Origin of the sequence: Acidocella sp., assembly GCF_027352905.1 — a bacterium.
GTDB lineage: Bacteria > Pseudomonadota > Alphaproteobacteria > Acetobacterales > Acetobacteraceae > Acidocella.
Map to the genome: position 1 here is coordinate 18,727 of NZ_DAIEIF010000046.1, position 24,848 is coordinate 43,574.

At 63.1% G+C, this 24,848-nt stretch carries 18 protein-coding genes and 1 tRNA gene; 10 read left to right on the plus strand and 9 right to left on the minus strand.

Annotation, left to right across the window (positions count from 1 at the left end; genetic code table 11):
• Positions 1-38: 38 nt before the first annotated feature.
• Entirely contained in the window at positions 39-914 is an 876-nt protein-coding gene (locus M7H45_RS08455) for an RNA methyltransferase (protein ID WP_298216033.1), read from the plus strand.
• A 100-nt stretch (positions 915-1,014) separates the two neighbouring features.
• Positions 1,015-1,377 carry a response regulator gene (locus tag M7H45_RS08460; RefSeq protein WP_298216035.1) on the plus strand — a complete coding sequence of 121 codons (363 nt, stop codon included), beginning with the start codon at positions 1,015-1,017 and terminating at the stop codon, positions 1,375-1,377.
• Between the two features lie 17 nt (positions 1,378-1,394).
• Here the strand turns inward: M7H45_RS08460 and M7H45_RS08465 are convergent, their stop codons facing one another.
• Positions 1,395-4,139 (minus strand): ATP-dependent DNA helicase, encoded by a 2,745-nt coding sequence (locus M7H45_RS08465; protein ID WP_298216036.1) that lies wholly within the window; start codon positions 4,137-4,139, stop codon positions 1,395-1,397.
• Positions 4,140-4,495: 356 nt separating this feature from the next.
• On the opposite strand from M7H45_RS08465, the gene M7H45_RS08470 reads away from it, so the two are divergent.
• From M7H45_RS08470 to M7H45_RS08505, 8 genes are all read left to right on the plus strand, one after another.
• Positions 4,496-6,070: a 2-isopropylmalate synthase gene (locus M7H45_RS08470; protein ID WP_298216037.1), complete on the plus strand. Its 1,575-nt coding sequence runs from the start codon at positions 4,496-4,498 to the stop codon at positions 6,068-6,070.
• Positions 6,071-6,088: 18 nt separating this feature from the next.
• The gene (gene tehA, locus M7H45_RS08475) at positions 6,089-7,126 is read left to right on the plus strand and encodes a dicarboxylate transporter/tellurite-resistance protein TehA (RefSeq protein WP_298216039.1); all 1,038 of its coding nucleotides are present in this window, start codon (positions 6,089-6,091) and stop codon (positions 7,124-7,126) included.
• A gap of 72 nt (positions 7,127-7,198) precedes the next feature.
• Positions 7,199-9,112: a molecular chaperone DnaK gene (gene dnaK / locus M7H45_RS08480; protein WP_298216041.1), complete on the plus strand. Its 1,914-nt coding sequence runs from the start codon at positions 7,199-7,201 to the stop codon at positions 9,110-9,112.
• An 88-nt stretch (positions 9,113-9,200) separates the two neighbouring features.
• A complete protein-coding gene (dnaJ, locus tag M7H45_RS08485) occupies positions 9,201-10,331 on the plus strand; it encodes a molecular chaperone DnaJ (protein ID WP_298216043.1) in 1,131 nt (376 codons plus the stop codon).
• Between the two features lie 162 nt (positions 10,332-10,493).
• Positions 10,494-11,006: a glycine zipper family protein gene (locus M7H45_RS08490; RefSeq protein ID WP_298216045.1), complete on the plus strand. Its 513-nt coding sequence runs from the start codon at positions 10,494-10,496 to the stop codon at positions 11,004-11,006.
• A 112-nt stretch (positions 11,007-11,118) separates the two neighbouring features.
• On the plus strand, positions 11,119-11,910 hold the full coding sequence (locus M7H45_RS08495) for an energy transducer TonB (RefSeq protein WP_298216047.1): 792 nt from the start codon (positions 11,119-11,121) through the stop codon (positions 11,908-11,910).
• A gap of 49 nt (positions 11,911-11,959) precedes the next feature.
• Positions 11,960-13,729, plus strand: a complete 1,770-nt coding sequence (recJ, locus tag M7H45_RS08500; RefSeq protein WP_298216049.1) for a single-stranded-DNA-specific exonuclease RecJ — start codon at positions 11,960-11,962, stop codon at positions 13,727-13,729.
• Positions 13,730-13,767: 38 nt separating this feature from the next.
• Positions 13,768-13,843 (plus strand) — tRNA-Glu (locus M7H45_RS08505).
• A gap of 98 nt (positions 13,844-13,941) precedes the next feature.
• Here the strand turns inward: M7H45_RS08505 and M7H45_RS08510 are convergent.
• From M7H45_RS08510 to M7H45_RS08545, 8 genes are all read right to left on the minus strand, one after another.
• Entirely contained in the window at positions 13,942-15,486 is a 1,545-nt protein-coding gene (locus M7H45_RS08510) for an APC family permease (protein WP_298216051.1), read from the minus strand.
• A gap of 177 nt (positions 15,487-15,663) precedes the next feature.
• Positions 15,664-16,425 carry an enoyl-CoA hydratase/isomerase family protein gene (locus M7H45_RS08515; RefSeq protein ID WP_298216053.1) on the minus strand — a complete coding sequence of 254 codons (762 nt, stop codon included), beginning with the start codon at positions 16,423-16,425 and terminating at the stop codon, positions 15,664-15,666.
• Between the two features lie 75 nt (positions 16,426-16,500).
• On the minus strand, positions 16,501-18,048 hold the full coding sequence (locus M7H45_RS08520; protein WP_298216055.1) for an AMP-binding protein: 1,548 nt from the start codon (positions 18,046-18,048) through the stop codon (positions 16,501-16,503).
• Between the two features lie 274 nt (positions 18,049-18,322).
• A complete protein-coding gene (locus M7H45_RS08525; RefSeq protein WP_298216056.1) occupies positions 18,323-19,489 on the minus strand; it encodes an acyl-CoA dehydrogenase family protein in 1,167 nt (388 codons plus the stop codon).
• 153 nt (positions 19,490-19,642) lie between these two features.
• A complete protein-coding gene (locus tag M7H45_RS08530) occupies positions 19,643-20,440 on the minus strand; it encodes an SDR family NAD(P)-dependent oxidoreductase (protein WP_298216058.1) in 798 nt (265 codons plus the stop codon).
• A 159-nt stretch (positions 20,441-20,599) separates the two neighbouring features.
• On the minus strand, positions 20,600-21,457 hold the full coding sequence (locus M7H45_RS08535; RefSeq protein WP_366145526.1) for an SDR family oxidoreductase: 858 nt from the start codon (positions 21,455-21,457) through the stop codon (positions 20,600-20,602).
• The gene (locus tag M7H45_RS08540; protein WP_298216060.1) at positions 21,454-23,388 is read right to left on the minus strand and encodes an AMP-binding protein; all 1,935 of its coding nucleotides are present in this window, start codon (positions 23,386-23,388) and stop codon (positions 21,454-21,456) included. The genes M7H45_RS08535 and M7H45_RS08540 overlap by 4 nt, the downstream gene beginning before the upstream one ends.
• A 94-nt stretch (positions 23,389-23,482) precedes the next feature.
• On the minus strand, positions 23,483-24,848 hold a 1,366-nt coding region (locus M7H45_RS08545; protein WP_298216063.1), incomplete at its 5' end, for an AMP-binding protein.

The window sequence follows — 24,848 nt, forward strand, 5'->3', positions numbered from 1 at the left end:
CTTGTTGTCAACGCAAGGCGGCAGAGATAGTCAAAGCCATGAACCACAAGCGCCCGCTCTCATCAGGAAAGAGGAACCCGCCGGGGGGAGAGAGGTTAAGCCTGCCCGGTTCCCGCCAGGCGAGCCAAAAACATCCAGGGCCGCCCCGCGCGGGGCTGGAGCGCAAACGCTCCGGGGGAGCGCCTCCCGGCGCGGTGTGGCTTTATGGCACCCATGCCGTGGCGGCGGCCCTGAAAAACCCGGCGCGGTTGTTGCGCCGTCTGGTGCTCACCGAGGAAGGCCAGGCCGCCCTGGCGGCGGCATCCCCGCCGCCCTGGCCCCTCCACCCCGAGATCATGGGGCGCGAGAAGATTGACCAGCTCTTGGGCGCCCGGCCAGGGGCCGGCATTGTTCATCAGGGCATCGCCCTGCTGGCGGACCAGCTCGCCGCGCCCGCCTTACAGGAAGCGCTGAAACGTCCCGGGCCGGTTCTGGTGCTGGATCAGATTTTCGACCCCCGCAATATCGGCGCCTTGCTGCGCACGGCCCAGGCCTTCGGCGCCGCCGCGGTTGTCACGCAGGACCGCAACGCTCCGGAGGAAACCGGCGCTCTCGCCAAGGCCGCTTCCGGCGCGCTGGAAATGATGCCGCTTTTACGGATCACGAATATTTCCCGGGCGCTGATCGCGCTGAAAGCCGCCGGCTTCTGGGTGGTGGGGCTGGATGGGCACGCGCCCGCCCGGCTGCGCGGCGAGGCGTTTGCGGGGCGACGGGTCGCGCTCGTTCTGGGCAGCGAGGGGGAGGGGCTGCGACGCCTGACCCGCGAGACCTGCGATGAATTATGCGCTCTAGCCATGCCTGGCGGCATGGAGAGTTTGAATGTCTCTGCCGCCGGGGCGGTGGCGTTGTATGAGCTGACGCGTTCCTCTCCGTGACAATGTTTTTATTTCTTTTTCATTCCAAGAGGTGAAGCCATGACTTGCGTGCCTTCCCGCTTATGCCAATAAGCTGCGGGGGGAGTTGAGAGAGGACGAGATGACGCTTCGCCTGGAAGGAGCCGTGCTGGTGGTTGACGATGAACCGATGGTGCGCATGCTCGTCCGCGAAACCCTGGAGGATCATGGCTACGAGGTCATCGAGACCGGGGACGGGCAAAGCGCGATCGGCATTCTCGAATCGGACCGCCCCATTTCTCTTCTGGTCACCGATGTTTCTTTGCCGGGATTGAACGGCCGCGAACTGGCCGAGACCGCGAAACGCCTGCGCCCGGATTTGAAAATCCTGTTCATGACCGGTTACACCCATGAGATTGCTCTGGGCAGCGGCACGGAGCTCATCACCAAGCCATTTTCACTCGATAATCTGGCTCATACCGTTCAGGAAATCATGGCTGTTTGAGGCCGGCCCGCTGGCCATCATTCGCGTTCATCCGAATATTCCGCTTGGCCCGTGGCGGCTAGAAACCGCTCTATCCCCTTGACCGCCTCGGCCAGAGAGGACCGGATGACCGGCGCCTGCTCCGGAAAGGCGGTGAGCAGGCGGGAAGGGAATTTCCGGTCGAGCAGCACGAACACGCCCCGGTCATCCGCGCGGCGGATCAGCCGGCCAAAGGCCTGGCGCAGGCGCAGGCGCACGATGGCGTCGTCGTGGTCCTTGGGCGCGCCATGGCTGAGATGGGTACGCCGGGCGCGGTGGAGACTATCGGGGCGCGGCCAGGGCGTGCGTTCGAACACCACCAGCCGCAAGGCGTTGCCAGGAATGTCCACGCCGTCGCGCATCGCATCCGTGCCGAGCAGGCAGGAATGCTCCTCGGCCCGGAACACATCGACGAGGGTGGCGTTATCCATCGCGTCCACATGCTGGGCGTAGAGCGGAATGCCCTTGGCCTCCAAGGGCGCGGCGATTTTCGCATGCACGGCGCGCAAGCGGGAAATGGCGGTGAACAGCCCCAGCCCGCCCCCGCCCGCCGCCGCGAACAAGGCCCGGTACGCGCCGGCGAGCTGCCCCGTATCCTGCGCGTCCACGTCCGAAACCAGCACGACGCGGGTGCGCGCGGCGTAATCGAAGGGACTGTCAAAGGCGGCGCGGATGGCGGGCCGGGCGAGATGCGCGGCGCCGGTGCGGGCCTCCGCTATGGCCCAGGCTTCCTCCATGCCGGTATCGTCCCTCAGCGTGGCGGAGGTGGTGAGCAGCCCATGCGCGGGCGCGGCGATGGTCTGGATGAAGGCCTCGGTCGGGTCGAGCAGATGCGAGAGCAGGGCGATATCCTTATCCATCCCCGCCTCGCGCTCCAGCCGCAGGAATTCGATCCGCGCCGGACGTTCCCCTGGCGCGGCCTCGGTCTCCAGACCATCGAGGATGCGCCGCCAGCCGGCCAGCGGATCGAGGGCGCGGCGCTTGAGGGAACGGGCGGTGGCTTCCAGCCGCTGGCGCAACCCGGCTTCCAAATCGGGTTCCGTCTCCAGCCGTTCGAGCAGCCGCTGGCGCAACCCGGCCAGAGGCTGGCGCAACCGCGCCAGGGCCTGGGATAAATTCCGCGCCGCCGGGAGAACATCCGGGTTGAGCGGATGCAGATCGGTCTCGAAGCCGAAAGGCGCGGCGAGATCCGTCTCGCGGGCGCGGGCGCGAGCCTGGGCGCGCACGGCCCGCAGCCAGGCTTCGGCGGGGTTGCCATCCGGCGCGAGTTCCGGGTCCAGCCGGGTGGCGAACATCGGCGCGGCCAATACCTTCGCTTCCTTTATCGCCTGGGTCAGATACCGGGCGGTCGCTTCATCCGCGGCGGCCATGTCTTCCAGCCGTTTCGCCAGCCCCCGCGCGCGGGATCGCGCCCCTTCCGCCCCCAGCAGCCATCGGCGCAGCTCAGCCATCGCGATGCCAGACAGCTCGATGGCGAAGGCGGAATCCGCGGCATCGAAGATATGATGTCCCTCATCGAACACGTAGCGGGTCGGCACGTTGTCGTCATCCAGCCCGCCCCAGACGGCCTGCGCCATCACCAAGGCGTGATTGGCGATGACGATATCGGCCTGGCGGGCCTCGCGGATCACGCGTTCGATCACGCAGACGGAAAAATGCGGACAGGCGGCATGGATGCATTCGCCGCGCCGGTCGGCGATCTGCGCCAGCAGCCCCTGGCCATAAAGCTCGGCGAACCAGCCGGGCAGATCGCCGCCGAACAAATCGCCATCGGCGCTCGCCACTGCCCAGCGGGCAATGAGGCCAAGCGGCACGGCGCGGGGCTCGGCGGCCATCGCATCCTCGAAATTGAGCAGGCAGAGATAATTTTCCCGGCCCTTGCGCAGCACCACGCGGGTTCCGGGCGGCAGGCGCCGCGCCTCTTGCTCGATCTGGCGTTGGAGATGCCGGGTATAGGTGGAAACCCAGACAGCACCCTGGTTGCGTTCAGCCCAAAGCGAGGCCGGGGCGAGATAGCCGAGCGTCTTGCCGGTGCCGGTGCCCGCTTCGGCCAGGACCATCCAGGGCTGCCCCTCCGCCTCGCGCGGGGCGAAGGCGGCGGCGGCGGCGGAGGCGTAATCCGCCTGGGCGGGGCGTTGCTCGGCGGCGGGACCCAGCAGGGCGGCCAATCTTGCCCGGGCCTCCGCCGGCGAGACGGGGTGGCTGGCGGGGGGCGGGCGGGGCGCCGTCTCCTCCCATTTGGGCAGGCGTTTCCACAGCCGCATGGCCATGCCGTCCGGCCGCGCATCCGGCTGGCCCAGCGCCGCCAACACATGCGGGGCCCAGAGCCAGCCCGCCCGGCCCATCCGCGCGGCCAGCCCGGCCGCGTCGCGGTTGGCGGGCAGGTCCCGCCCGGCGGCAAGACGGTTGAGCAGGAGAGCCGCTATCTCCGGCAACGCCGCGGCGGCGGATTCCAGCGCGCGGGGCACCGGCAGGTCGAGAGCGCGGGCAAGACCCGCCGGGGTGGGGGCGAGGCTCCTGGCCGGATAGACGAAGGCAAAGAGCTCGAGCAGGTCGAGGAGTTGGATGGCGGGCTGGCCAAGCCGCCTCAGCGTCGCGGGGGCATGCACGGCGAGCGGCGCGGCCCCGGCGAGCTGGGCGGCGATTTTGCCGGGCTGAAGCGCCGAGATCTTTCCATCCGCTCCCCGCAGAACGGCGCGGCCATGGCCGGCGACGAGAGCGGGCAGGGCGGAGAGGCTTGGCATCGTCTTTCGCTTATAGGCAAACGTTCACCCTTTGTCTCGGGGCGTGCGGCATAACCTACCAGACGGCGATTGAGCGCCGCGAGGCCCGGTTTTTGGAAAAAAACCATCATAATCGTTACTGCCCGGCCCCTTCCGGGTATTTTCAACGCCCGCGCCCCGCTTTGATGTTTGAGGCTTGCGCGCGGGCAAAAATCGGGTTTAAACGGGCCATGGCTCACGCCGCGCTCCTTGGCTGTCTGCTCCTTCGACTTATCCGCCCCTGAGCGATAAGTCCTTTCCGCGCGCCCCACGCACCGCGCCCGCCGCTCAGGGGAACATCCAGCTAAAACCTGACAGCCCATAAACGGAGCAGAGACATGGCGATCAATCACCCCAATTTCGGCGCGATGGACGAGTCCCGCGTCATCATTTTCGACACCACCCTGCGCGATGGCGAGCAATCCCCCGGTTTCTCGATGAATATCGACGAGAAGCTGCGCATGGCCGAGGCGCTGGCGGCGCTGGGGGTGGACGTGCTGGAGGCTGGCTTTCCCATTGCTTCGCCGGGGGATTTCGAATCGGTATTGCGGATTGCGCAGAGCATCAAGGGACCGGTCATCACCGGGCTGGCGCGCTCCGGGTCGAGCGACATCATCCGCGCCGGCGAGGCGATCCGCCCGGCGGAACGCAAGCGCATCCACACCTTCATCTCCACCAGCCCGCTGCACATGAAGCAGAAATTGCGGATGGAGCCGGAAGCCGTGCTGGAAGCCGTCACCGCCTCGGTGACGCTGGCGCGCAATTTCACCGATGACGTGGAGTGGTCGGCCGAAGACGGCACCCGCACCGAGATCGATTTCCTCTGCCGCTGTGTCGAGGCGGCGATCAAGGCCGGGGCCACCACCATCAACATCCCCGACACGGTGGGCTATGCCATGCCGGAGGACATCACCCGCATGTTCACCACCGTGCGCGAGCGTGTGCCGGGCGCGGACCAGGTGATCTTTTCCACCCATTGCCATAACGATCTCGGCCTGGCGGTCGCCAATACGCTGGCGGCGGTGCGGGCGGGGGTGCGCCAGATCGAATGCACGATCAATGGCATCGGCGAGCGGGCCGGGAATGCCTCCCTGGAGGAGATCGTGATGGCGATCCGCACCCGGCCGGACGCCAACCCTTATAAGAACAACATCGAGACCACCCGCCTGCTGCGCACCTCCAAACTGCTGGCGACGATCACCGGTTTCGACGTGCAGCCGAACAAGGCGATCGTCGGGCGCAACGCCTTCGCCCATGAATCCGGTATCCACCAGGACGGCATGCTGAAAGATGCCGGCACCTATGAGATCATGACGCCGGAAAGCGTGGGCTGGCAGAAGACCTCGCTGGTGATGGGGAAGCATTCCGGCCGTGCCGCCTTCCGGGACAAGCTGAACGCGCTGGGCTATGGCGATATCGGCGATAACGCCTTGAACGACGCCTTCGCCCGCTTCAAGGTTCTCGCCGACCGCAAGAAGATCGTCTATGACGAGGATATCGTTGCGCTGGTGGATGACGAGGTCGTCCGCAGCCATGAGGTGGTGAAGTTCGTGGCGCTGGAGGTTTGGGCGGGTTCCAAGAGCAAACCTCGCGCCCGGCTGGAGCTGGATGTGGAAGGCGAGGTTAAAACCGCCGAGGAGCAGGGCGACGGCCCGGTCGACGCCGCCTTCAACGCGATCCGCGCGCTTTTCCCGCATACGGCCAGCCTGCAGCTTTTCTCGGTGGGCGCGGTGACGGAGGGCACGGATGCCCAGGCCCGCTGCACGGTGCGGCTGGAGGAGGAAGGCAAGAGCGTGGACGGCCAGGGCGCGGATACGGATACGATCGTCGCCGCGGTACGTGCCTATATCCATGCACTCAACAAGCTGGTGACGAAGCGCGCCCGCTCGGCGCCCGCCGCGCTCTCAGCCTGAACCATGGGCGGGGGCGCCATGGTTCCGCCGCGCCCCGCCCTAACCTCGCCGCGCGTGTCCGCCGGGCTGTTCGGCGTCGTTCTCGGCATTGCCGGGCTGGGCGGGGCCTGGCGGCTGGCGGCGCGGGCCTGGGGTCTCTTCCCCGCGGTGGGGGAATGCCTGTTCGGCCTCGCCGCGCTCATCTGGGCCGTGCTTCTTGGTCTCTATGCCCTGAAGTGGATTTTTGACCGCCGCCTGGCCCAAGCGGAGGCGGCGCATCCCGTGAGCGGATGTTTTATCAGCCTTGTCGGCGTGACGACCATGCTGATCAGCCTCGGCGCGCTCCCCTATAGCCGGGCGCTGGCTGAGCCGCTGTTCTGGACTGGGGCCTCTTTTACCTTCCTTTTCGCCCTTTGGCGTATCGGCGTGCTCTGGCAGGGGGGGCGGGAGGCGGCAGCCGTCACGCCGGTGCTCTATCTGCCCGCCGTGGCGGGCGGTTATGTCACGGCGATCGCCGCCACGGCTTTCGGTTATCCCGGCTTGGCGCGTTGCGCCTTTGGCGCGGCGTTATTGACATGGATCGCCATTGAATCCGTGCTGCTCCAGCGGCTCTATCACCTGCCGGCCATGGCGCCCTCGTTGCGCCCCTCCCTGGGCATTCAAATGGCGCCTCCCGCCGTTGGACTCTCCGCCTATCTCAGCCTTAATGGCGGCGCGCCCGACCTCCCCGCGCAGATGCTGCTGGGTTACGGGCTGTTTCAGGCCGCTTTGCTGGTGCGGCTGTTGCCGTGGATTTTGCGCCAGCCGTTCAACGCTTCTTATTGGGCCTTCAGCTTCGGCCTCGCGGCCCTGGCAGCATCGCTCATCCGCATGGATGAGGCGGGGCAAGGCGGGTTGGCGGCATGGCTCGCCCCGCCGGTATTCGTCCTCGTCAATGCCGTCATCCTGTGGATCGGCGCGCTCTCCTTGCGCTCTGGGCTGCGCGGCGGCTTTTCGCCGCCGTCAGGGCCGCGCCCGGCTGCAAGCAGCTCTGATCAGGTCTACGCCGCTCTTGTGCCCGGGCGGCTGAATGAATAAATACTGGCTCATCTCAAAGGGACCGCCCCGGTGCTTCGGGCTGGGCCGGTCCGCTGCAAAGGAGTTTCACATATGAGCAAAGTCATCGGTATCGATCTCGGCACCACCAATTCCTGCGTCGCCGTCATGGAGGGCAAGGATGTCAAGGTGATCGAGAATTCCGAGGGCGCGCGCACGACGCCCTCCATGGTCGCCTTCACCGATTCGGGGGAGATCCTCGTCGGCCAGGCCGCCAAGCGCCAAGCCGTGACCAATCCTTCCAACACGATTTTCGCGGTCAAGCGCCTTATCGGCCGCCGCTACGACGACCCCACCGTCGCCAAGGACAAGGCCCTGGTGCCCTATGCCATCGTTAAGGGCGACAATGGCGATGCCTGGGTGGAGGTGAAGGGCAAGAAATATTCCCCGTCCCAGATCAGCTCCTACATTCTCGGCAAGATGAAGGAGACCGCCGAGGCGTATCTCGGCGAGAAGGTGACGCAAGCCGTCATCACCGTGCCCGCCTACTTCAACGACGCCCAGCGCCAGGCCACCAAGGATGCCGGCAAGATCGCCGGGCTCGAGGTGCTGCGCATCATCAATGAGCCCACCGCCGCCGCCCTCGCCTATGGCATGGACAAGAAAAACGCCGGCACCATCGCGGTTTACGATCTCGGTGGCGGCACGTTCGATATTTCCGTCCTCGAACTGGGCGATGGCGTCTTCGAGGTCAAATCGACCAATGGTGACACCTTCCTCGGCGGCGAGGATTTCGACCAGCGGATCATCGATTATCTGGCGGGCGAGTTCCAGAAGGAGCAGGGCATCGACCTGCGCAAGGACAAGCTTGCCCTGCAACGGCTGAAGGAAGCCGCCGAGAAGGCGAAGATCGAGCTTTCCTCCTCCAAGGAGACGGAGATCAACCTGCCCTTCATCACCGCTGACGCCTCGGGGCCCAAGCATTTGGTGGTGAAGCTCAGCCGGGCGAAACTCGAATCTCTGGTGGATGATCTAATCCAGCGCACGTTGGAGCCTTGCCGCAACGCCCTTAAGGATGCCGGCGTTTCCGCCAGCGATATCAAGGAGGTCATCCTGGTGGGCGGCATGACCCGCATGCCCAAGGTGATTGACACCGTTAAGGACTTTTTTGGCAAGGATCCGGCCCGCAACGTCAACCCGGACGAGGTGGTGGCGATCGGCGCCGCGATTCAGGGCGGCGTGCTCAAGGGTGACGTCAAGGATGTGCTGCTGCTCGACGTGACGCCTCTCTCGCTCGGCATCGAGACGCTGGGCGGCGTGTTCACCCGGTTGATCGACCGCAACACGACCATTCCCACCAAGAAGAGCCAGGTATTTTCCACCGCCGAGGACGGCCAGACGGCCGTGACCATCAAGGTCTATCAAGGCGAACGGGAAATGGCGGCGGATAACAAGCTGCTCGGCACGTTCGACCTGACGGGCATTCCTCCCGCCCCCCGCGGCGTGCCGCAGATCGAGGTCACGTTCGACATCGACGCGAACGGTATCGTCTCCGTCTCGGCCAAGGACAAGGCGACCGGCAAGGAGCAGCAGATCCGCATCCAGGCTTCGGGCGGCCTCTCCGAGGCGGAGATCGAGCGCATGGTCCGCGAGGCCGAGGAGAACGCGGCCGCCGACAAGGCCCGGCGTGAGGCGGTGGAAGCCCGCAACCAGACGGAAAGCCTGATCAACCAGGTCGAGAAATCGCTCCAGGAGGCAGGGGACAAAGTGGCCCCGGCGGATAAGAGCGCGGCGGAAGCGGCGATTGCGGAAGCCAAATCGGCCCTTGCGGGCAGCGATGCCGAGGCGCTGAAAGCGGCTTCGGAGAAGCTGGCCCAGGCCGGGATGAAGCTGGGCGAGGCGATGTACAAGGCCCAGAGCCAGGAAGGCGCGGCCCAGCCAGGCGGTGAAACCGCCACCGGCCCGAATGGGGAGAAGGTGGTCGACGCCGATTTCGAGGATGTCGACGACAAGAATAAATCCGCCTGATCCGGATTTTGTGGTGGTATGAAACGATCCCGGGGCGTTGCCCCGGGATTTTTCAGTTTTCAGATAAATTAGGGGATTGAGCGCCGCGATGGCCAAACTGGATTATTATGCCGTGCTGGCGGTCGAGCGCAATGCCAGCGCCGAGGATTTGAAAAAGGCCTATCGCAAGCTGGCGATGCAGTACCACCCGGACCGCAACCCGGGCGATGCGCGCGCTGAGCAGAAATTCAAGGAAGTCAACGAGGCTTACGACATTCTTAAGGACGAGCAGAAGCGCGCGGCCTATGACCGCTATGGCCATGCGGCCTTCGAGGCTGGCGGTATGGGCGGGGGCGGGTTTGGCGGCTTCGAGGGCGGACTCGGCGATATTTTCGAGCAGATGTTTGGTGGCGGCCGGCGGGGCGGGGAGCGGGTGCAGACCGGCGCCGACATCAAGACGGCGGTGGAGATCGACCTGGCCGAGGCGTTTACTGGCGTCAAGAAAACGATACGGGTGAATACGCGGGTTGCTTGTGATGCGTGCGAGGGGACCGGCTCCGCCGACAAGAAACCCAGCGCGGATGCCTGCCCGACCTGCGGCGGCCATGGCAGGGTGCGCGCCCAGCAGGGTTTCTTTGTGGTGGAGCGCACCTGCCCTAATTGCGGCGGTTCAGGGCGGGTGGTGCGCAACGCCTGCCGGGTTTGCGCGGGCATGGGGACGGTGCCACGCGAACGCAGCCTGGCGGTGCAGATTCCCGCCGGGGTGGAGGATGGCACACGCATACGCCTCTCCGGCGAGGGTGAGGCCGGGGTGCGCGGGGCTCCCGCTGGGGATCTCTATGTTCACGTCGCGATCCGCCCGCACCCGATTTTCCAGCGCGATGGCGCCAATATTTTCTGCCGTGTGCCGCTGCGCATGACCCAGGCGGCGCTGGGCGGCGAAATCGAGGTTCCGGCTATCGACGGCACCGCCGCCAAGGTCAAAATTCCGGCGGGCACGCAATCGGGCGATCAGTTCCGCCTGCGCGGCAAAGGATTTTCGGTGCTGCGCTCGAGCGCGCGCGGCGATATGTATATCCAGGTGGCGGTGGAGACGCCCCAGAATCTCACCAAGCGCCAGCGGGAATTGCTGGAAGCCTTCGAGGCGGAATCCGCCGGCCATGAGACCGGCAGCCCGGAGCATGAAGGATTTTTTGCCAAGGTGAAGGACTTTCTCAAAGGCGTGGCGGAGGGGGCGTGAGCCATTGCCCGTCCGCGCCGCGGCCCCAAAGCTGGCGCGGCGCCTGGCTTTCGGCTAGAGCATTTCCATTCACTGCGGTTCAGGGCGAGTTCTAACTATCTGTTGCGGCAAGCACTTTTTTCCAAGGCTCCATTTGATGGGATGTTGCTCTAGGAGCGGGACATGAGACGGATCTTGGCTTTACGCCTTTTACCTTTGCTGGCCTTGGGTGCCTGTTCCGCGGCGGTGCCAACCGGCCCAACCGTGGTCGCCATGCCCGGCCAAGGCAAAAACTGGGACCAGTTTCAGGCCGATGACAGCTATTGCAAGGCTTACGCGTCATCTCAGATCCCCTCTGCGGGGCGGATTACCGCCGATACACAAAACAACTCCGCGGCCACGGCCGCAGCAGGCACGCTTCTGGGCGCCGGCCTGGGCGCGGCGATTGGCGCGGCGGCGGGAAGCCCGGGCATTGGCGCCGCTGTCGGCTCCGCCGCCGGACTGCTCGGCGGCACTTCCGCCGCTAGCAACGGCACCCAGGCAGCGGCGAATTCGCTCCAGGGCCGCTATGATATTTCTTATGCTCAATGCATGGCCGGGCATGGCGAGACGGTGACACCCCCCGCGGTTCCTGTGCCGGTTTATGGCGCGCCCATTTATTATTATGCGCCGCCGGTCTATTACGCGCCTTATTAACCCTGCGCCCGCCGAAGGCGAGGAGACCGCGCCGCTATTTGCGGGGGAACATCTCGCGCCGGCGCTGGAAAAGCAGCGCCGCGTTCCCTGGGCCTGGGGTGCGGCGCTGTTATTGCACCTGCTCGTGCTGGCCGCCGCCCTGCTGCTGCGGGTAAAGCCGCCCCATGAGGAGTTGCAGTCGCCACCCGGCGTCTCGGTGGTGTTCGAGAATAGCGGCACCGCACCGCAGGTGACCGCGCCCCCCACGCCACTAAAAAGTGCGCCCCAGCCCGCCCAGGCGCCTCCCATGCCGCCGCCGCCGCCGCCCGCGCCCTCCTCATCCCCTGCCGCCCGGGAGGAAGAGGTGCAGGTGCCGGACATGCCGCTTTCCGCTTTATCCTCACCGCCTCCCATCCCCAGCCCGCCCCCGCCCCGCCCCGCCCCGCGCCATAGCAGCCGCCCGGCCCGGCCCCGCCCCGTACCCCAGCAGAAATACGTCTTCCTGAACGGGATGAATTACGGCAACGTTTCGCCCGCCATGCCACCCCCGGTCCACGCGCCGGCGGGCATGAATTTCTCACTGCCAAGCTCCGACGCCCAGGCGGCGACCTCGTCCGATTTCGCGGTGAAGGGGAATGCAGGGGCGGATTGGGAAGCCGCCTTAACCAAATGGGTGGAGGAGCACGCCTATTATCCGCAAGCCGCCGTCGAGCAGAACCAGCAGGGCACGGCGACGGTGGAATTCACGGTGGACCGCAACGGCCATGTCACCGGACTGCGGTTGCTGAGTTCCTCCGGTTCGACCTTTCTCGACCAGGCCTGGGAACTGCTCTTCAGCCAGAACACGCTGCCGCCTTTTCCTCCCGACGCCAAGGATGATCACGTGGTGGTACGCTACACCGTTCACTACATTCTGATGCCCTGAGGGGAAGACGCGCTTGCGCCGAATCGTTTTCTCAGGCTGAACCGGCGCAATGGACACGCATGTATTTGGCGTTACCCAGAGCCTGAACGGCAAAAGCTGGGTCTGGCGGCCCGAGCCGCAGGAGCATCTTGGCCTCGGCCTCGCCCAGCAACTGGGCCTGCCGGAACTGATGGGGCGGCTATTGGCGGCGCGCGGCGTGGATGCCGGCCAAGCCGCCATATTTCTCGACCCCACCTTGCGCGCCATGCTCCCGGACCCATCCTGCATGGTGGATATGGACACCGCCGCCGCCCGCCTGGCCGATGCGGTGATGCAGCGCGAAACCATAGGAATATTCGGGGATTACGACGTGGACGGCGCTTGCGCCGCCGCTCTGATGGTGACGCTTTTGCGCCGGCTCGGCTGTCCCGTGCTGCATCATGTGCCGGACCGGCTCACCGAGGGATACGGCCCGAATACCGAAGCGCTGCGCGGCATGATCGAACGGGGGGCCGGGCTGATCGTCTGCGTGGATTGCGGGACGGCTGCGCATACCGCCTTCGCACCTCTGCATAACGCGGCGGATATCATCGTGCTCGACCACCATAAATCAGAAGGGCCGCCGCCCGCCATTTACGCCCTTGTGAACCCCAACCGGTTGGATTGCGCCTCTGGCCTGCGGCAGATATGCGCGGCGGCCGTCGCTTTTCTTACCGCCGTGGCGCTGCTGCGGGCTCTCCGCCGCCGGGATTTTTTTGCCGACCGGGCCGAGCCGGATTTGCGGGAATATCTGGACTTGGTGGCGCTGGCGACGATCTGTGACGTTATGCCCTTGACCGGGTTGAATCGGGCCTTCGTCATTCAGGGCTTGAAGGTCATGGCCCGCCGGGCGCGCCCCGGTATCGCCGCGCTGATGGATGTGGCCAAGCTCGCCGAACCCCCCACCGCCATGCATTGCGGCTTCGCGCTAGGGCCGCGCATCAACGCCTCCGGCCGTATCGCTGAGGCGGATATGGGGTTGCGGCTGTTGCTGGCTGAGGATGCGGAAATGGCCGCCGCCCTCGCCCAGACGCTGGACGCGGTGAACCGGCAGCGCCAGAGCGTGGAGGCCGGTGTGACCACGGAGGCGCTGGCCCGTGCGCAAGCGCAGGTGGCTGGGGGGCATGGTGTCATCCTCCTGGCGCAGGCGGGCTGGCATCCCGGCGTGGTGGGGATCGTCGCGGGACGGGTGAAAGAAAAATTCAACCGCCCCGCCCTGGTGGCGGGCATCACCGATGGCGTGGCCAAGGGGTCCGGGCGCTCCGTGCCGGGAATGGATCTCGGCGCCGCGGTGATTGCCGCCCGGCAGAGCGGTATTCTCACGACGGGGGGCGGCCACGCGATGGCCGCTGGTTTTTCCGCGCCGGAGACGGCGCTCTCCACCTTGCATGAATTTCTCAACGCCCGGCTGGCCACCGCCGCCTTATTACCGCCCGCCGCCGAGTTGGTGCTGGATGGCGTGCTGGGCGCGGCGGGTGCCAACGCGGCCCTGGCGCAAATGGTGGCCCGGCTGGGACCGTTTGGCATGGGCAATGACGAGCCGGTTTTCGTGCTGCCCCGCGCGCGGGTGGTGAAGGCCGACCGGATCGGCAAGGACGGCAACACGATTAGAATGATGGTGGAAGGGGAAAGCGGGGGGCGGCTGAAGGCGCTGCTATTCCGCGCCAAGGAGGGGCCACTCACCCAGGCCTTGACCCGTCCCGGAGGCGCGCCTCTGCATCTGGCAGGCTATTTGCGGGCGGAATCCTGGCAAGGCAGGGTTTCGGCCGGATTTTTTATAACCGATGCCGCCCCGGCTTGACGGGGCTGCCGCGGCGTCGTACCAGCCGCCTACCTTTAGTCCCCATCGTCTAGAGGCCTAGGACACCGCCCTCTCACGGCGGCAACGGGGGTTCGAATCCCCCTGGGGACGCCAATCTATGAATGACAAAACAAGCCCGCGCCGGAACCCAGCGCCCGCATTGGGTTGCGCGTGACTTGCTGCCGTTTAACCGGCAGCAAATCGTCATGAAGTCAGTCCATGGCGTCGCGTAAGGCTGCTTCCTCGGCGCTGATTTCGGCAGCCCTGGCAGCGACCTGCGCCGCGGTAATAGGCGGGCCGGGAAAGCGGGTCCGGGCGACGCCAAACCAAATCACAGCGATCAGCACCAACAGACCGATGAAATAGCTATCGAGAATGTCATTGGGCGGGCGGGTGCCGATATAGATGAGGAGGAGGCTGCCGACGGTGCTTATGAGCGCCAAGGGCTTGGAAAAGACGCCCAGACGGAAGGGCCCGAACTCCGTCCAGCTCCGCCCCTCCGCAAACAGGCCGGCAACCACCGGCATGGTATAGGAAATATACAGGAACATCGCGCAACCAGCCGCCAACGCCGCGAAGGCGGGAGAATACAGGGTGGCGGCAATGGTGACCACCACGACCGCCCAAATGGCGTAAATGGGAGAGCGGTGCTTGTGGTCCACGCGCCTTAAATATTTATGCCCCGGCAATCCTCCATCGCGGGCAAAGGCATAGACCATGCGGGAGGTGGAGGTGACACCCGCCAGCGCGCAGAGAAAATTAGCGAGAACAATGCCGATGTAAAGAACGTCCTTCAGCCATAGAGGGATCGCCAGGCTCGCCATGAGATTAAAAATAATGCTGCCGCCATCCCCCGCCGCCTTTATAGGGTCTGGCATGGCGAGGATAAAGGAGGCCGCCATGAACAGGCCGAACACGGCCGACCACACGATGGAGTTTATGATGCCACGCGGCACGTTGCGCCGGGCATCCACGGTTTCCTCGGAGGTGTGAGCCGATCCATCGAACCCTGTAACGGTATACAGCGGATATAGAAGAGCAAGCAGAAACAAATAAAATGGACTGTCGCTGTGCGGAACGACGTTCCCCCCCGGCGCGCCCGAAAAATTGTGGAAGGTGACAAGACGGGAGAAATCCAAATGGGGTGCGGCGAAGAGCATGGCGCCGGTCAGCAGAACGGCGATGACCAAGATGAGCACGCCGGAAAAATCGATGAGCTTGATGGTAGTGCGAATTCCAAAATGATTAAGCAACCCTTGCAATGCAAGGATCACGGTTACCGTGATGGTTTGCTGGGTAAATCCCCATGAGGACGTATCGACATGAAAAATATTGTTGAGAATAAGGCCGACGAAAAGATTATAAACGCCGACATCCACCGAGGCGATGACAAAGATGAGCCCGAGAAGATTGAACCAGGCCGTGGTCCAGCCCCAGCCGCGCCCGCCGAGAATGGACGCCCAATGGTATAGTCCCCCAGCCGTGGGATAGGCCGAGGCGATTTGAGCCATGGAAAGGCCGACCGTTAATGAGAACAGGCAGCCGACAACCCAGCCAATGATGGCGGTAAAGCCGCCACCCGTGCAGTACCCCACCTGGAAAGAGGTGATGCCACCCGCAAGAATGCAGATGATGGAAAACGAAACGGCAAAATTAGAAAAACCGTGCATTCGCCGTGATAGTTCCTGGGCATAACCCATTTTGTGTAAAACGGCGACATCTTCGGCCAATATTTGTTTTTCGGTATCTTGCGACATCCAATGCTCCCCGAGATTTTTGGCTGCTAGGATAGGTTACGAGTCCGAATCCTAGCGCCTCGGAGCGCATTCGCCAAGGGAAACTTAAATGCCCAAGCCCGGTTTGACGATACAGCCGCTATTATGGGCGGATGCATCAGTAAACGATTGGGACTCCATTATAGAGCGGAAGACAGCTTATTTGAAATTGGGCTTCCGCTTTTCCCGGAACGCGGCGACCCCTTCCTTGACATCTTCGGTCATAAAGAGGAAGGGAAACGCGTCGACGGCGTAACGCATTTCATCGCCGCCAAGCCCGCGATTATAAAAAGATTTAGCCATTTCTACGGCCATGCGTGGCTTGCCCGCCAATTTTTCAGCGAACTGCATGGCTTCATCTATCAGTTTTTCATGCGGTACGACCCGCAGGGCGATGCCGAGCCTGTGGGCTTCCTCGGCGCTGATCGGCTCGCCCAGCATGCTCATCTCTTTGGCCTTGGGGCGTCCGACGATTTCATGCAGCCGTACCACCGCGAAGCCCGGCAACAACCCGAGCTGAATTTCCGGCACACCGAATTTCGCTTTGTCCGAAGCCAGAATGAAATCGCAAGCGATTGCAAGTTCGAAGCCACCGCCAAAGGCCATGCCGTTCACCGCAGCAATCAGCGGCTTACGGCAACGCTCAGGCGCTTCGAGAAAGGGCAGAACGTGAGCGATGAAATCGCGCGCCTGTTCCGGCGTTTCGGGAAAGTTGCTGATATCGGCGCCGGCACAAAATGCTTTTTCTCCATTTCCGGTGATGATGCCAACCCGGATCTCGTCATCGGCCTCGATTTTAGCAAAGCTTTCGAGAACACCTTGGCGGATGCCGGTGGAAAGCGCGTTGAGCTTATGAGGTTCATCCAGGGTAATGAGGGCGATACGGCCTCGTTTCTCGAATTCGACACTACCGATTCGCATGAAATCGTTCTCCTCTAAAATTAAAATAGGAGTGTTTATGAGCCGAGGCCTCTGAGGGATCGCCTCGGCGGCAAGTCAGCCCGCCTTGGCAGCTTCTTTCTTATAAAGATCCTGATATTCATGACGAAGGACATGTTTTTGAATCTTGCCGGTGGCCGTCATCGGCAGAGCATCCACGATGCGGACCACTTTTGGAGTCTCGAAACCGGCGAGGTGCTGCTTGCAAAAGGCAAGAAGCTCCCCTTCGCTCACGCTTTGCTCGGGTTTGAGCACCACAAAGGCGGTCACGGCCTCGGTCCAATATTCATGAGGCAATCCGACCGTCGCGACATTCGCCACGGCCGGGTGGCGGAGCAGGGTTGATTCAACCTTCACGGAAGGCACGTTCTCACCCCCGGTCTTGATCATATCCTTCTTTCGGTCCTTGAAAACCAGTAATCCCTTATCCCACATGCCAAGATCACCGGTGTGATGCCAGCCAAAGGCGCGCGCCTCCGCGGTCGCCTCGGGATTCTTATAATAGCCTTCCATCACGTTGGGACCGCGGTGAACGATTTCACCGATTTCACCCTCACCCAGCAAACGGCCATTATCGTCCATGACGGCGGTATCGTCGAGGATCGAGGGAGCGCCCCAATAGGGGCCAATCCGTTTAAGTTGCTCCTCCGGCCGGAAATAAACCGTGAGGGGGTACATTTCCGTTTGCCCCGAAGCCAGCATAAATTGCGGACAAAAAGTATCGATAAGCCGCCGCAAAAGAGATTCAGGCATCGGCGCCATCGCGTAGAGGCAAAGCCGAAGGCTGGAGGTGTCATATACCCCCCGGTCTGGGTGCTCCAGCATCGCCTGATACATGAGGGGCAGCGCAAAGATGAAAGTGATACGCTCGCGGGCTATGTCATCCAGCATCCGCTTCGCATCGAATCCGACATCCAACACCGTCGTGGCGCCAGCCGCAAGATAAGAACAAAGGAAAGTATGCTGACCACAATGGAACAGCGGCAACACACCATTAGCGACATCGGTTCTGGTGAGTCCCAGCTCTATGGCGTTCGCCATGGCGGTGATGACAACCGAGAGGTGGCTTTGCATCACGCCCTTAGGGCGGCCCGTCGTGCCGCTCGTGTACATGATCTGCGCCACGTCCCGGTCCTGAATGGTTACATCCGGCTCGGCGGCGGGTTGTGCCGCCAGGGAGTCCGCAAACGGCGCAAAACCGGAAGGGAGATTGTTCCCGCCAACGACAAAGCCCTTACCGGGACGTTGGGAAACCAGGTCATGCAGATCCGGCCGGAGCATGAATTCATCATCAATGATGACGAAGCTCGCCTCCGAATGCTCAATAATATACCGGACATCATCCAATGCCAGATGAATGTTGACCGGCACCCAGATAAGCCCGGCGCGGTGAATGCCGAACATGCTGACGACATATTCAAGAGAGTTGGCGCAGAATGTCACGACTCTGTCGCCCGGATTGAGCCCCGCCGCAAGCAAAGCCTGTGCGCAACGGCTAACACGCGCATCCAGCTCGCCATAGGTCAGCCGGTCCTCATTGAAGACCAGCGCCGTTTTGCCCGGATCGCGCGCCGCGACACGGCGGAGAAAATCCCCGATCGTCACCCGGGCAATCACATTAGGCGGGGGTGGAACGTTTAGGCGTACAGAGTCGCTCGTCATTTTCGGTGATCTCCCGGCAATCCAAATCCTGATCGAAATCAGGCCGTCCCGTAATCATATCAGCTAGGACAGGCTTTTTTCTTTTGGACCGGCATTGCTTGTAAAATTTATTATCCCGTCGAGGAGATTAGCCTAATTTCAATCCGTTCTCAATATTTAAGAAGTGCGGCGCGGAAATAGGGCCCCAGCCGGCCGAGACCGGCTGGGGCTAATGGCTTTATTTTTTCACGTCGTATTGCAGAGCGATGCGGCCGACCTTCTCGCGGGCGATGACCAGTTTTTGGATTTGCGCGGTGCCGTCGCCGATCTGCAGGCCCAGCACATCGTTATAGCGCTGATGGAAAGGAAGATTGTTCGTATAGCCATAATGCCCGTGCAGGATAAGACAATTATGGATGATCTCGCAGGCGGTTTTTGGCACGTACCATTTGCACATCGCCGCCTCGGCGGTGTGGGGCTGGCCGCGATCCCTGCGGTCGAGCGTGTAATAGCAGAGCTGGCGCATCATGGTCAGCTGGGTCTCGGCCTCCGCCAGCGGGAAGCTAACCCCTTGATACTGAACGATCGGCGCGCCGAACGCCTCGCGCTGCTGCACATAGGCCCAGGTTTCATCCACCGAGGTCTGCGCGGCGCCCAGGCATTCAAGACCGATAAGGGCGCGGCTGTAATCGAACCCGTTCATGATCGTGCCGAAGGCCCGGTCCTGCTCGGCCATCATGCATTCAGCGGGAACGAACACGTCATCGAAAAAAACCGAGCCGCGCCCAACCGGGCGGGTGCCGATATCGTCGAAATGCGTGCGGGTGATCCCCTTCTGGTTGAGCTCTACGAAAAAGGCGCTCACCCCGCGCGAGCCGCCGCCGGGGCTGCCGGTGCGGGCGAAGACCACCGCCGCATCCGCCTGGGTGGAGAAGCTCATCGAGGTTTTCTCGCCGTTGAGCTTCCAGCCATTTCCTGATTTTTCCGCGCGCAATATGAGGTTGGCGGCATCCGACCCGCCCCGCGGTTCGGTGAGGCCAAGCCCGATCAGCGCCTCGCCCGCCACCACCTTCGGCACCCATTGCTGGGCGATTTCACGCGATGCGTATTTCGCGACCATGCCTCCCATCAGCGAGCCGAGGAGCTGGATATAGCTGACATTGAAATCAGCCTTGGCAATTTCCTCGGTGATCAGCCCGGATGTGACCGCGTTCTCGCCGAGCCCGCCATATTCCTCCGGCAGGTCGGGGCCGATCAAGCCAAGGGCGCCCATTTGTTTGAGCAGGCCACGATCCATGACATGGCCCTTGGCGCGCTCAAGATAGGTCGGGGCCAGTTTTTCCTGGGCGAAGCGGCGCGCGGTCTCGCGAATCGCCTCCTGATGCTCGGTGGGCTGAAATTGCATGTGTCCCTTCTCCCTCAAATATATAAACGGCGTTTGCGGCAAACCTAACAAACGTTAGAATATATGGCAAGCACGGCAAATGCCGACATACCGCCTTGAGGGGCGAGGCGGCCCGGCCTCTCGAAAGAGGCCGAACCATGGGAGCCAGACGGTTCAGCCGATCATACTGTAACCACCCGATACGGACAGAACCTGGCCGGTGACGTGGCCAGCCGACTTATTCGACGCGAGAAACGCCACGGCATTGGCGATATCCTGCGGCCGGCCCACCTTACGGAGCGGGAGCGCCTTGGCAACTTTTTCCAGTTGCTCGGGGGTGAACATGCTGCCCGCGTCGGACCACATGCTGGTGCCGCCCACCTCATCGCTGGATGACGGAATGGTCACGCCGGGGCAGACCACGTTGCAACGTATGCCATAACGGCCGTTTTCTTTAGCGATGGTCTTCATGAAGCTGTTCACCGCCGCCTTGCAGCCGCCATATACCGCCTCGCGCGGTTCGCCTTGCCGGCTCGCATCGGAGCTGATGGACACGATGGCGCCGCTATTGCGCGGCACCATCACCTCAAGCGCCGCATGCGTGCAGTTGAGCACGCCGACATAATTGATCTGAATGACCTTCTGCCAAAAAGAAGGCTCGGTCTGCGTAAAAAACATCAGCCTGTCCCAGCCGACATTATTAACGAGAACGTCCAGCGCGCCGTGCTTATCCGCGGCGGCTTTGATCAAAGCCTTGGCCTGGTCGTATTGCGTCACATCCGTCTGCTGCACTGTGGCGGAGGCGGCGCCAAGCTGTAGCGCCAAATCGGCGGTTTTTTGGGCCTGATTCGTGTCTATATCGCCGATGACGATGTTGGCGCCTTCACTGGCGAAGGCGAGCACAATGGCCCGGCCTATATTCGAGCCTCCTCCCGTGACGACGACTGATTTGCCCTTGAGATCCAGATCCATTGCAGGTCCTTCCGCGTGTTGTGTTTTTGCCGGAGAGGTTTGGGCGGCCTGTCGCGCGCCTCGTCAAACTTCCGATGGGCGGGAGATTATCTACCTAACGGTAGTTTGGCAAACGGCGGGCCATCCTGCTCAAGGCAATTCTACAAGCTGGCAAGCCGCTTAGTTTATAAAGGAACTCGCTTGCTCCTTGATAAAATCGCTAAAGCGGCGCGCGGGCCTGCCGAGCACTCGCGTCACGGTATCTTCAATACCGGCCAAATAGCCGCGTGGCGCGAGAGCCGCCAATTCCACCATCGCCGCAGCCACCTCCGGGTGCATTCCGGCCGCGATCATCCCGGCTTTGGCGTCCTCCGGCGGCAACAAAACCCAACGCACCGCCCGACCTGTCGCCTCGCTGACCAGTCGCGCGATGTCCTGGCCGGTCAGCGCCTCCGGTCCGGTCAAGCCGTAAGCCTGGCCTTCATGCCCGGGGCCGGTCAGGGCTTCGGCGGCCACATCGGCGATATCGCGGGCATCGATCCAGGCCACCGGACCGCCAAGATCGTCCTTGTAAACGCCCTCCCCAGCGATCGTTTTTGCCTGCCAGAGAAGATTCTGCATGAAGTAGGTGGGTTGAATGAATGTCCAGTCGAGGCCGCTGCTTTTCAGCAATTCCTGCGTCTCGGAATGCCATTTGCCGAAGGTCAGCCTGGCTTTGGGCGAGGCGCCCAGCCCGGTGGCGAGCACCACATGCCGCACCCCGGCCGCTTTGGCCGCGGCGATGGCATTGGCTTTCCATCGCCGCATATCTATATGCGCGGGCGTCACCAAATAAATCCGCTCGGCTTCTGCGCAAGCCCGCTCCAGCGAGGCCTGATCCTGATAACTGGCCGTAACCGCCTCGCAGCCTTTGGCGCGCAATGACTCTAATTTACCTGGGTCGCTGGTGGCGGCACGGATTGGCGCGCCTTTTCTTAAAAGCGCCTCCACCAGCGGCGCGCCAGTATTTCCCGTGGCTCCGAAAATGGTGATCATCATGCTTCCTTTCGTAGGGCCGCGATGGCGTCCATGGTTTCCGGATTGCTGATCGAGGATAGATCGCCGGGGCTCTCTCCTAAAAAGGCGGCCCGCACCACCCGGCGCATCGTTTTCATCGTCCGCGTCTTCGGTAAGGCCTCGACGAAATGGATTTCTCGCGGGCGAAACGGTTTGGAGACGATGTCCCCGACCCGGTCCTTGAGCTCTTCCACCAGCTTGTCATCCGGCGAGACGCCAGGCGCGGCCACGCATACGCACACCACCGCGACGCCCTTGAGATCATCGGGCGCGGCGATAGCGGCGGCATCGATGACCTTGCCGGTTTCCGTCAGCGCCGCCTCGATTTCCGGCGGCCCGATGCGCTTGCCCGCGATGTTCAGCGTATCGTCGGACCGGCCGAGAATATACCAGGTGCCGTCGGGGTCGCGGCGAACCCAGTCCCCATGCCGCCACTTGCCGGGAAACATCGACCAATAAGTTTCCAAATATCGCGCGCGATCCCCCAAAATGGCGGGGGTGAGACCCATGGAGGGCTGGGTGACCACCAATTCTCCCACCTCGCCCTCCGGCGCCTCGGTTCCGTCCGCCCGCAACACCTTCGCCCCCACACCGAGCGCCGCGCCGGAGAACCCGCCCGGCTTGTGCTCGTGCAGCACGGTGGAGAGCAGAATCGCCCCGAATAATTCCGTGCCGCCGGAAATATTAAGCGGCACGGCGCGGCGGCGGCAAATATGGTCGAGCTGCCATAGCCAGGCATCCTCCGTCCAGGGTTCCCCGGTCGAGGGCACGATGCGCAGCGCCGAAAGATCATAATCGGCGAGCGGTGCCGGGTCCCGCGTCATGAATTGCCGGACCAGAGTGGGCGAGAGGCCGAGATGGGTTACTTTCATTTCGGCGGCGATGCGCAGGAGGCGGAAATGATCATCAGGCAAGGAGGGCGCACCCTCGGCCAGCACCAGCGTGGCGCCCGCCAGCAGCACCGCGAGCACCGTAAGCGGCCCCATCACCCAGCCCATATCGGTCATCCAAAGATGCCGGTCATCCGGTTTCAAATCGAGGCAGAGCAGAACATCGGCGGCGGCTTTGGCCTGTACGCCGAGATGGGTATGCACGACGCCTTTCGGTTTGCCGGTAGTGCCCGATGTATAGGCGATGAGAAACAAATCCTCGGCGCCTACGGCACGCGCGGGAAAATTCGGGTCAGCCTTGCCCACGGTTTCGGCCCAATCGAGATCACGCGCCGGCTCGACCGGCTTGCCGCCAAAGCGGCGCAGGCTGATCACCGTATGCACGCTGGGCACGCCCTGCAGCGCCTCGGCCAGCGCGCTTTCCATCCAGACCGGCTTGCCCCGCCGTGGCGTGGCGTCGGCGGTGAGTACCGCGACAGCGCCGCAGTCATTCAAGCGGCTGGCGATGGCGGGGGGCGAAAAGCCGGAAAAAAGCGGCACCGCCACGGCGCCGAGCCGGGCGATTCCGAGCAGAGCCGCTTCGATCTCAGGGATCATCGGCATAAAGATGCCCACGGCGTCTCCGGGCCGCACCCCGCGCGCCGCCAAGGCTGCGGCGACGCGTCCCGTCTCTGCCGCCAGTTCGGCATAGGTCCAGCTCCGGCGGCTGCCATCCTCGCCTATCCAGTCGATGGCGATCTTCTCGCCTAGCCCGGCGGCGAGTTGAGCATCCAGACAGGTCTCGGTTATGTTGAGCGTCGCGCCCACGCCCCAGCGGACGGAGTCCGGGCCGCCGGAAATATCCCGCAATTTGGCATAAGGCGTGCGGAATTTCGTTCCGGCCAGTTTGAGCATTTCCGCCCAAAGCCAGTCGGGGTCGGCATCGGCGCGTTCCGCCAGCGCCTCGTAGCTCTCAAGCCCATGGCGGGCCAGAAAAGCGGCTAAAGTGCTGGTATCGCGGATATCTAGATCTGCCCTGAACATGGCTCACCCTATGCAAGCAAGGCCGCGGCGCGGCCGGGGGGAAAAGCAACTCCCAGCGCCATGCCGCGTCAAGCCCATAGGCCGGGAGAGACGCTCAAAGCCTGCCTAATTCTTTGAGCTGATCGCGCAGCTTGAATTTCTGAATTTTGCCCGAGGGGGTGGTGGGCATGGCGTCCATTATTTCCAGCCGTTCGGGAATGTACTGCATTGCCACCTGCTTTTCCTTCATGAAGGAGACGATATCCGCCAAGGTCAGGCTGTGCCCTGGTTTTAACACCACGACCGCGCAGCAGCGTTCGCCCAGCCGATCATCCGGGTAGCTCACCACCGCCGCGTATTGGATGGCGGGCATCTGGTACAGCAACTCCTCGACCTCGACGACGGGGATGTTTTCCCCGCCACGAATGATCACATCCTTGCTGCGGCCGGTGATGCGGATATATCCCTGCTCGTCCATGCGCGCGAGATCGCCAGTATCGAACCATCCCTCCTCATCCATCCCGTTGAGATGAGGGGATTTCAGATAGCCGGCGAAATTGCCGCAGGTACGGACGAGCAGCCGGCCCTCCGTGCCGGTGGGCAGCGTATGGCCTTGCGCATCGACGATCTTGAGCTCCGAGCCCGGCAAGGGCTTGCCATCGGTATTGATGGGGCGTTCGTCATCATCGTCGGGCATGGTCGTCGTCACCACGCCGTTTTCAGACATGCCCCAGCCGGACAGAATTTTCACGCCCAGGGTTTTCCGCGCTTCTTTCACCAGCGCGCCAGGAACCGGCGCGCCGCCGCAGAGAAAATAACGCAACGTCGGCACCGTTTTGCCGGTTTTCGCGACTTCCCGCGTGAGGTCTGAGAGAAAAGGCGTGGAAGCCATGGTGAAGGTGACATGCTCGGCGCGGATGATGTCGAGCGCCTTGTCCGGCTGCCAGATATCCAGCAATACCGCATGGGCATGAAGAAGAATGGGCATTACGAGACCGTAATAAAATCCGGTCTGGTGAGCCATGGGGGAAGCCATAAGGATGACATCATCCGGGCCGAGCTGAAGCCTCTCCATATAAGGAATTATGGCCGCCGTGTGCGTGTTGGAGCTGTGCATTACCCCCTTGGGATGGCCGGTGGTGCCTGAGGTGTAGATCAACTGGGTAATGTCATCACCATTCGGCCTGTTTGCCAGAATGGCGCTGGCGTCCGGCTCCTTCTCCCATTCCGGCCCGGAGAGCAGCGCCTCGAAACTATCCCTGCCCTCACCCTCCACCACCACCACATGGCGCAGCTCGGGCAACTCCTTCTGCAAGCCCTTGGCCATGCTCTCATGGTCAAAATTGCGAAACCGGCGCGGCACGATGAACAGCTTGGTTTCGGCGAAGCCGAGCATGAAGCGCAGCTCATGCTCGCGGAAGATGGGCATGAGCGGGTTGATGACCGCGCCGATGCGCGCGCAGGCGAGATAGGTGGCGGTG

What these genes read in the sequence shown, in the direction of transcription:
- M7H45_RS08455 (WP_298216033.1), top strand. Translation starts at nt 39, where the DNA reads ATGAACCACAAGCGCCCGCTCTCATCAGGAAAGAGGAACCCGCCGGGG.
- M7H45_RS08460 (WP_298216035.1), top strand. Translation starts at nt 1,015, where the DNA reads ATGACGCTTCGCCTGGAAGGAGCCGTGCTGGTGGTTGACGATGAACCG.
- M7H45_RS08465 (WP_298216036.1), bottom strand. Translation starts at nt 4,139, where the DNA reads ATGCCAAGCCTCTCCGCCCTGCCCGCTCTCGTCGCCGGCCATGGCCGC.
- M7H45_RS08470 (WP_298216037.1), top strand. Translation starts at nt 4,496, where the DNA reads ATGGCGATCAATCACCCCAATTTCGGCGCGATGGACGAGTCCCGCGTC.
- tehA (WP_298216039.1), top strand. Translation starts at nt 6,089, where the DNA reads ATGGTTCCGCCGCGCCCCGCCCTAACCTCGCCGCGCGTGTCCGCCGGG.
- dnaK (WP_298216041.1), top strand. Translation starts at nt 7,199, where the DNA reads ATGAGCAAAGTCATCGGTATCGATCTCGGCACCACCAATTCCTGCGTC.
- dnaJ (WP_298216043.1), top strand. Translation starts at nt 9,201, where the DNA reads ATGGCCAAACTGGATTATTATGCCGTGCTGGCGGTCGAGCGCAATGCC.
- M7H45_RS08490 (WP_298216045.1), top strand. Translation starts at nt 10,494, where the DNA reads ATGAGACGGATCTTGGCTTTACGCCTTTTACCTTTGCTGGCCTTGGGT.
- recJ (WP_298216049.1), top strand. Translation starts at nt 11,960, where the DNA reads ATGGACACGCATGTATTTGGCGTTACCCAGAGCCTGAACGGCAAAAGC.
- M7H45_RS08510 (WP_298216051.1), bottom strand. Translation starts at nt 15,486, where the DNA reads ATGTCGCAAGATACCGAAAAACAAATATTGGCCGAAGATGTCGCCGTT.
- M7H45_RS08515 (WP_298216053.1), bottom strand. Translation starts at nt 16,425, where the DNA reads ATGCGAATCGGTAGTGTCGAATTCGAGAAACGAGGCCGTATCGCCCTC.
- M7H45_RS08525 (WP_298216056.1), bottom strand. Translation starts at nt 19,489, where the DNA reads ATGCAATTTCAGCCCACCGAGCATCAGGAGGCGATTCGCGAGACCGCG.
- M7H45_RS08530 (WP_298216058.1), bottom strand. Translation starts at nt 20,440, where the DNA reads ATGGATCTGGATCTCAAGGGCAAATCAGTCGTCGTCACGGGAGGAGGC.
- M7H45_RS08535 (WP_366145526.1), bottom strand. Translation starts at nt 21,457, where the DNA reads ATGATGATCACCATTTTCGGAGCCACGGGAAATACTGGCGCGCCGCTG.
- M7H45_RS08540 (WP_298216060.1), bottom strand. Translation starts at nt 23,388, where the DNA reads ATGTTCAGGGCAGATCTAGATATCCGCGATACCAGCACTTTAGCCGCT.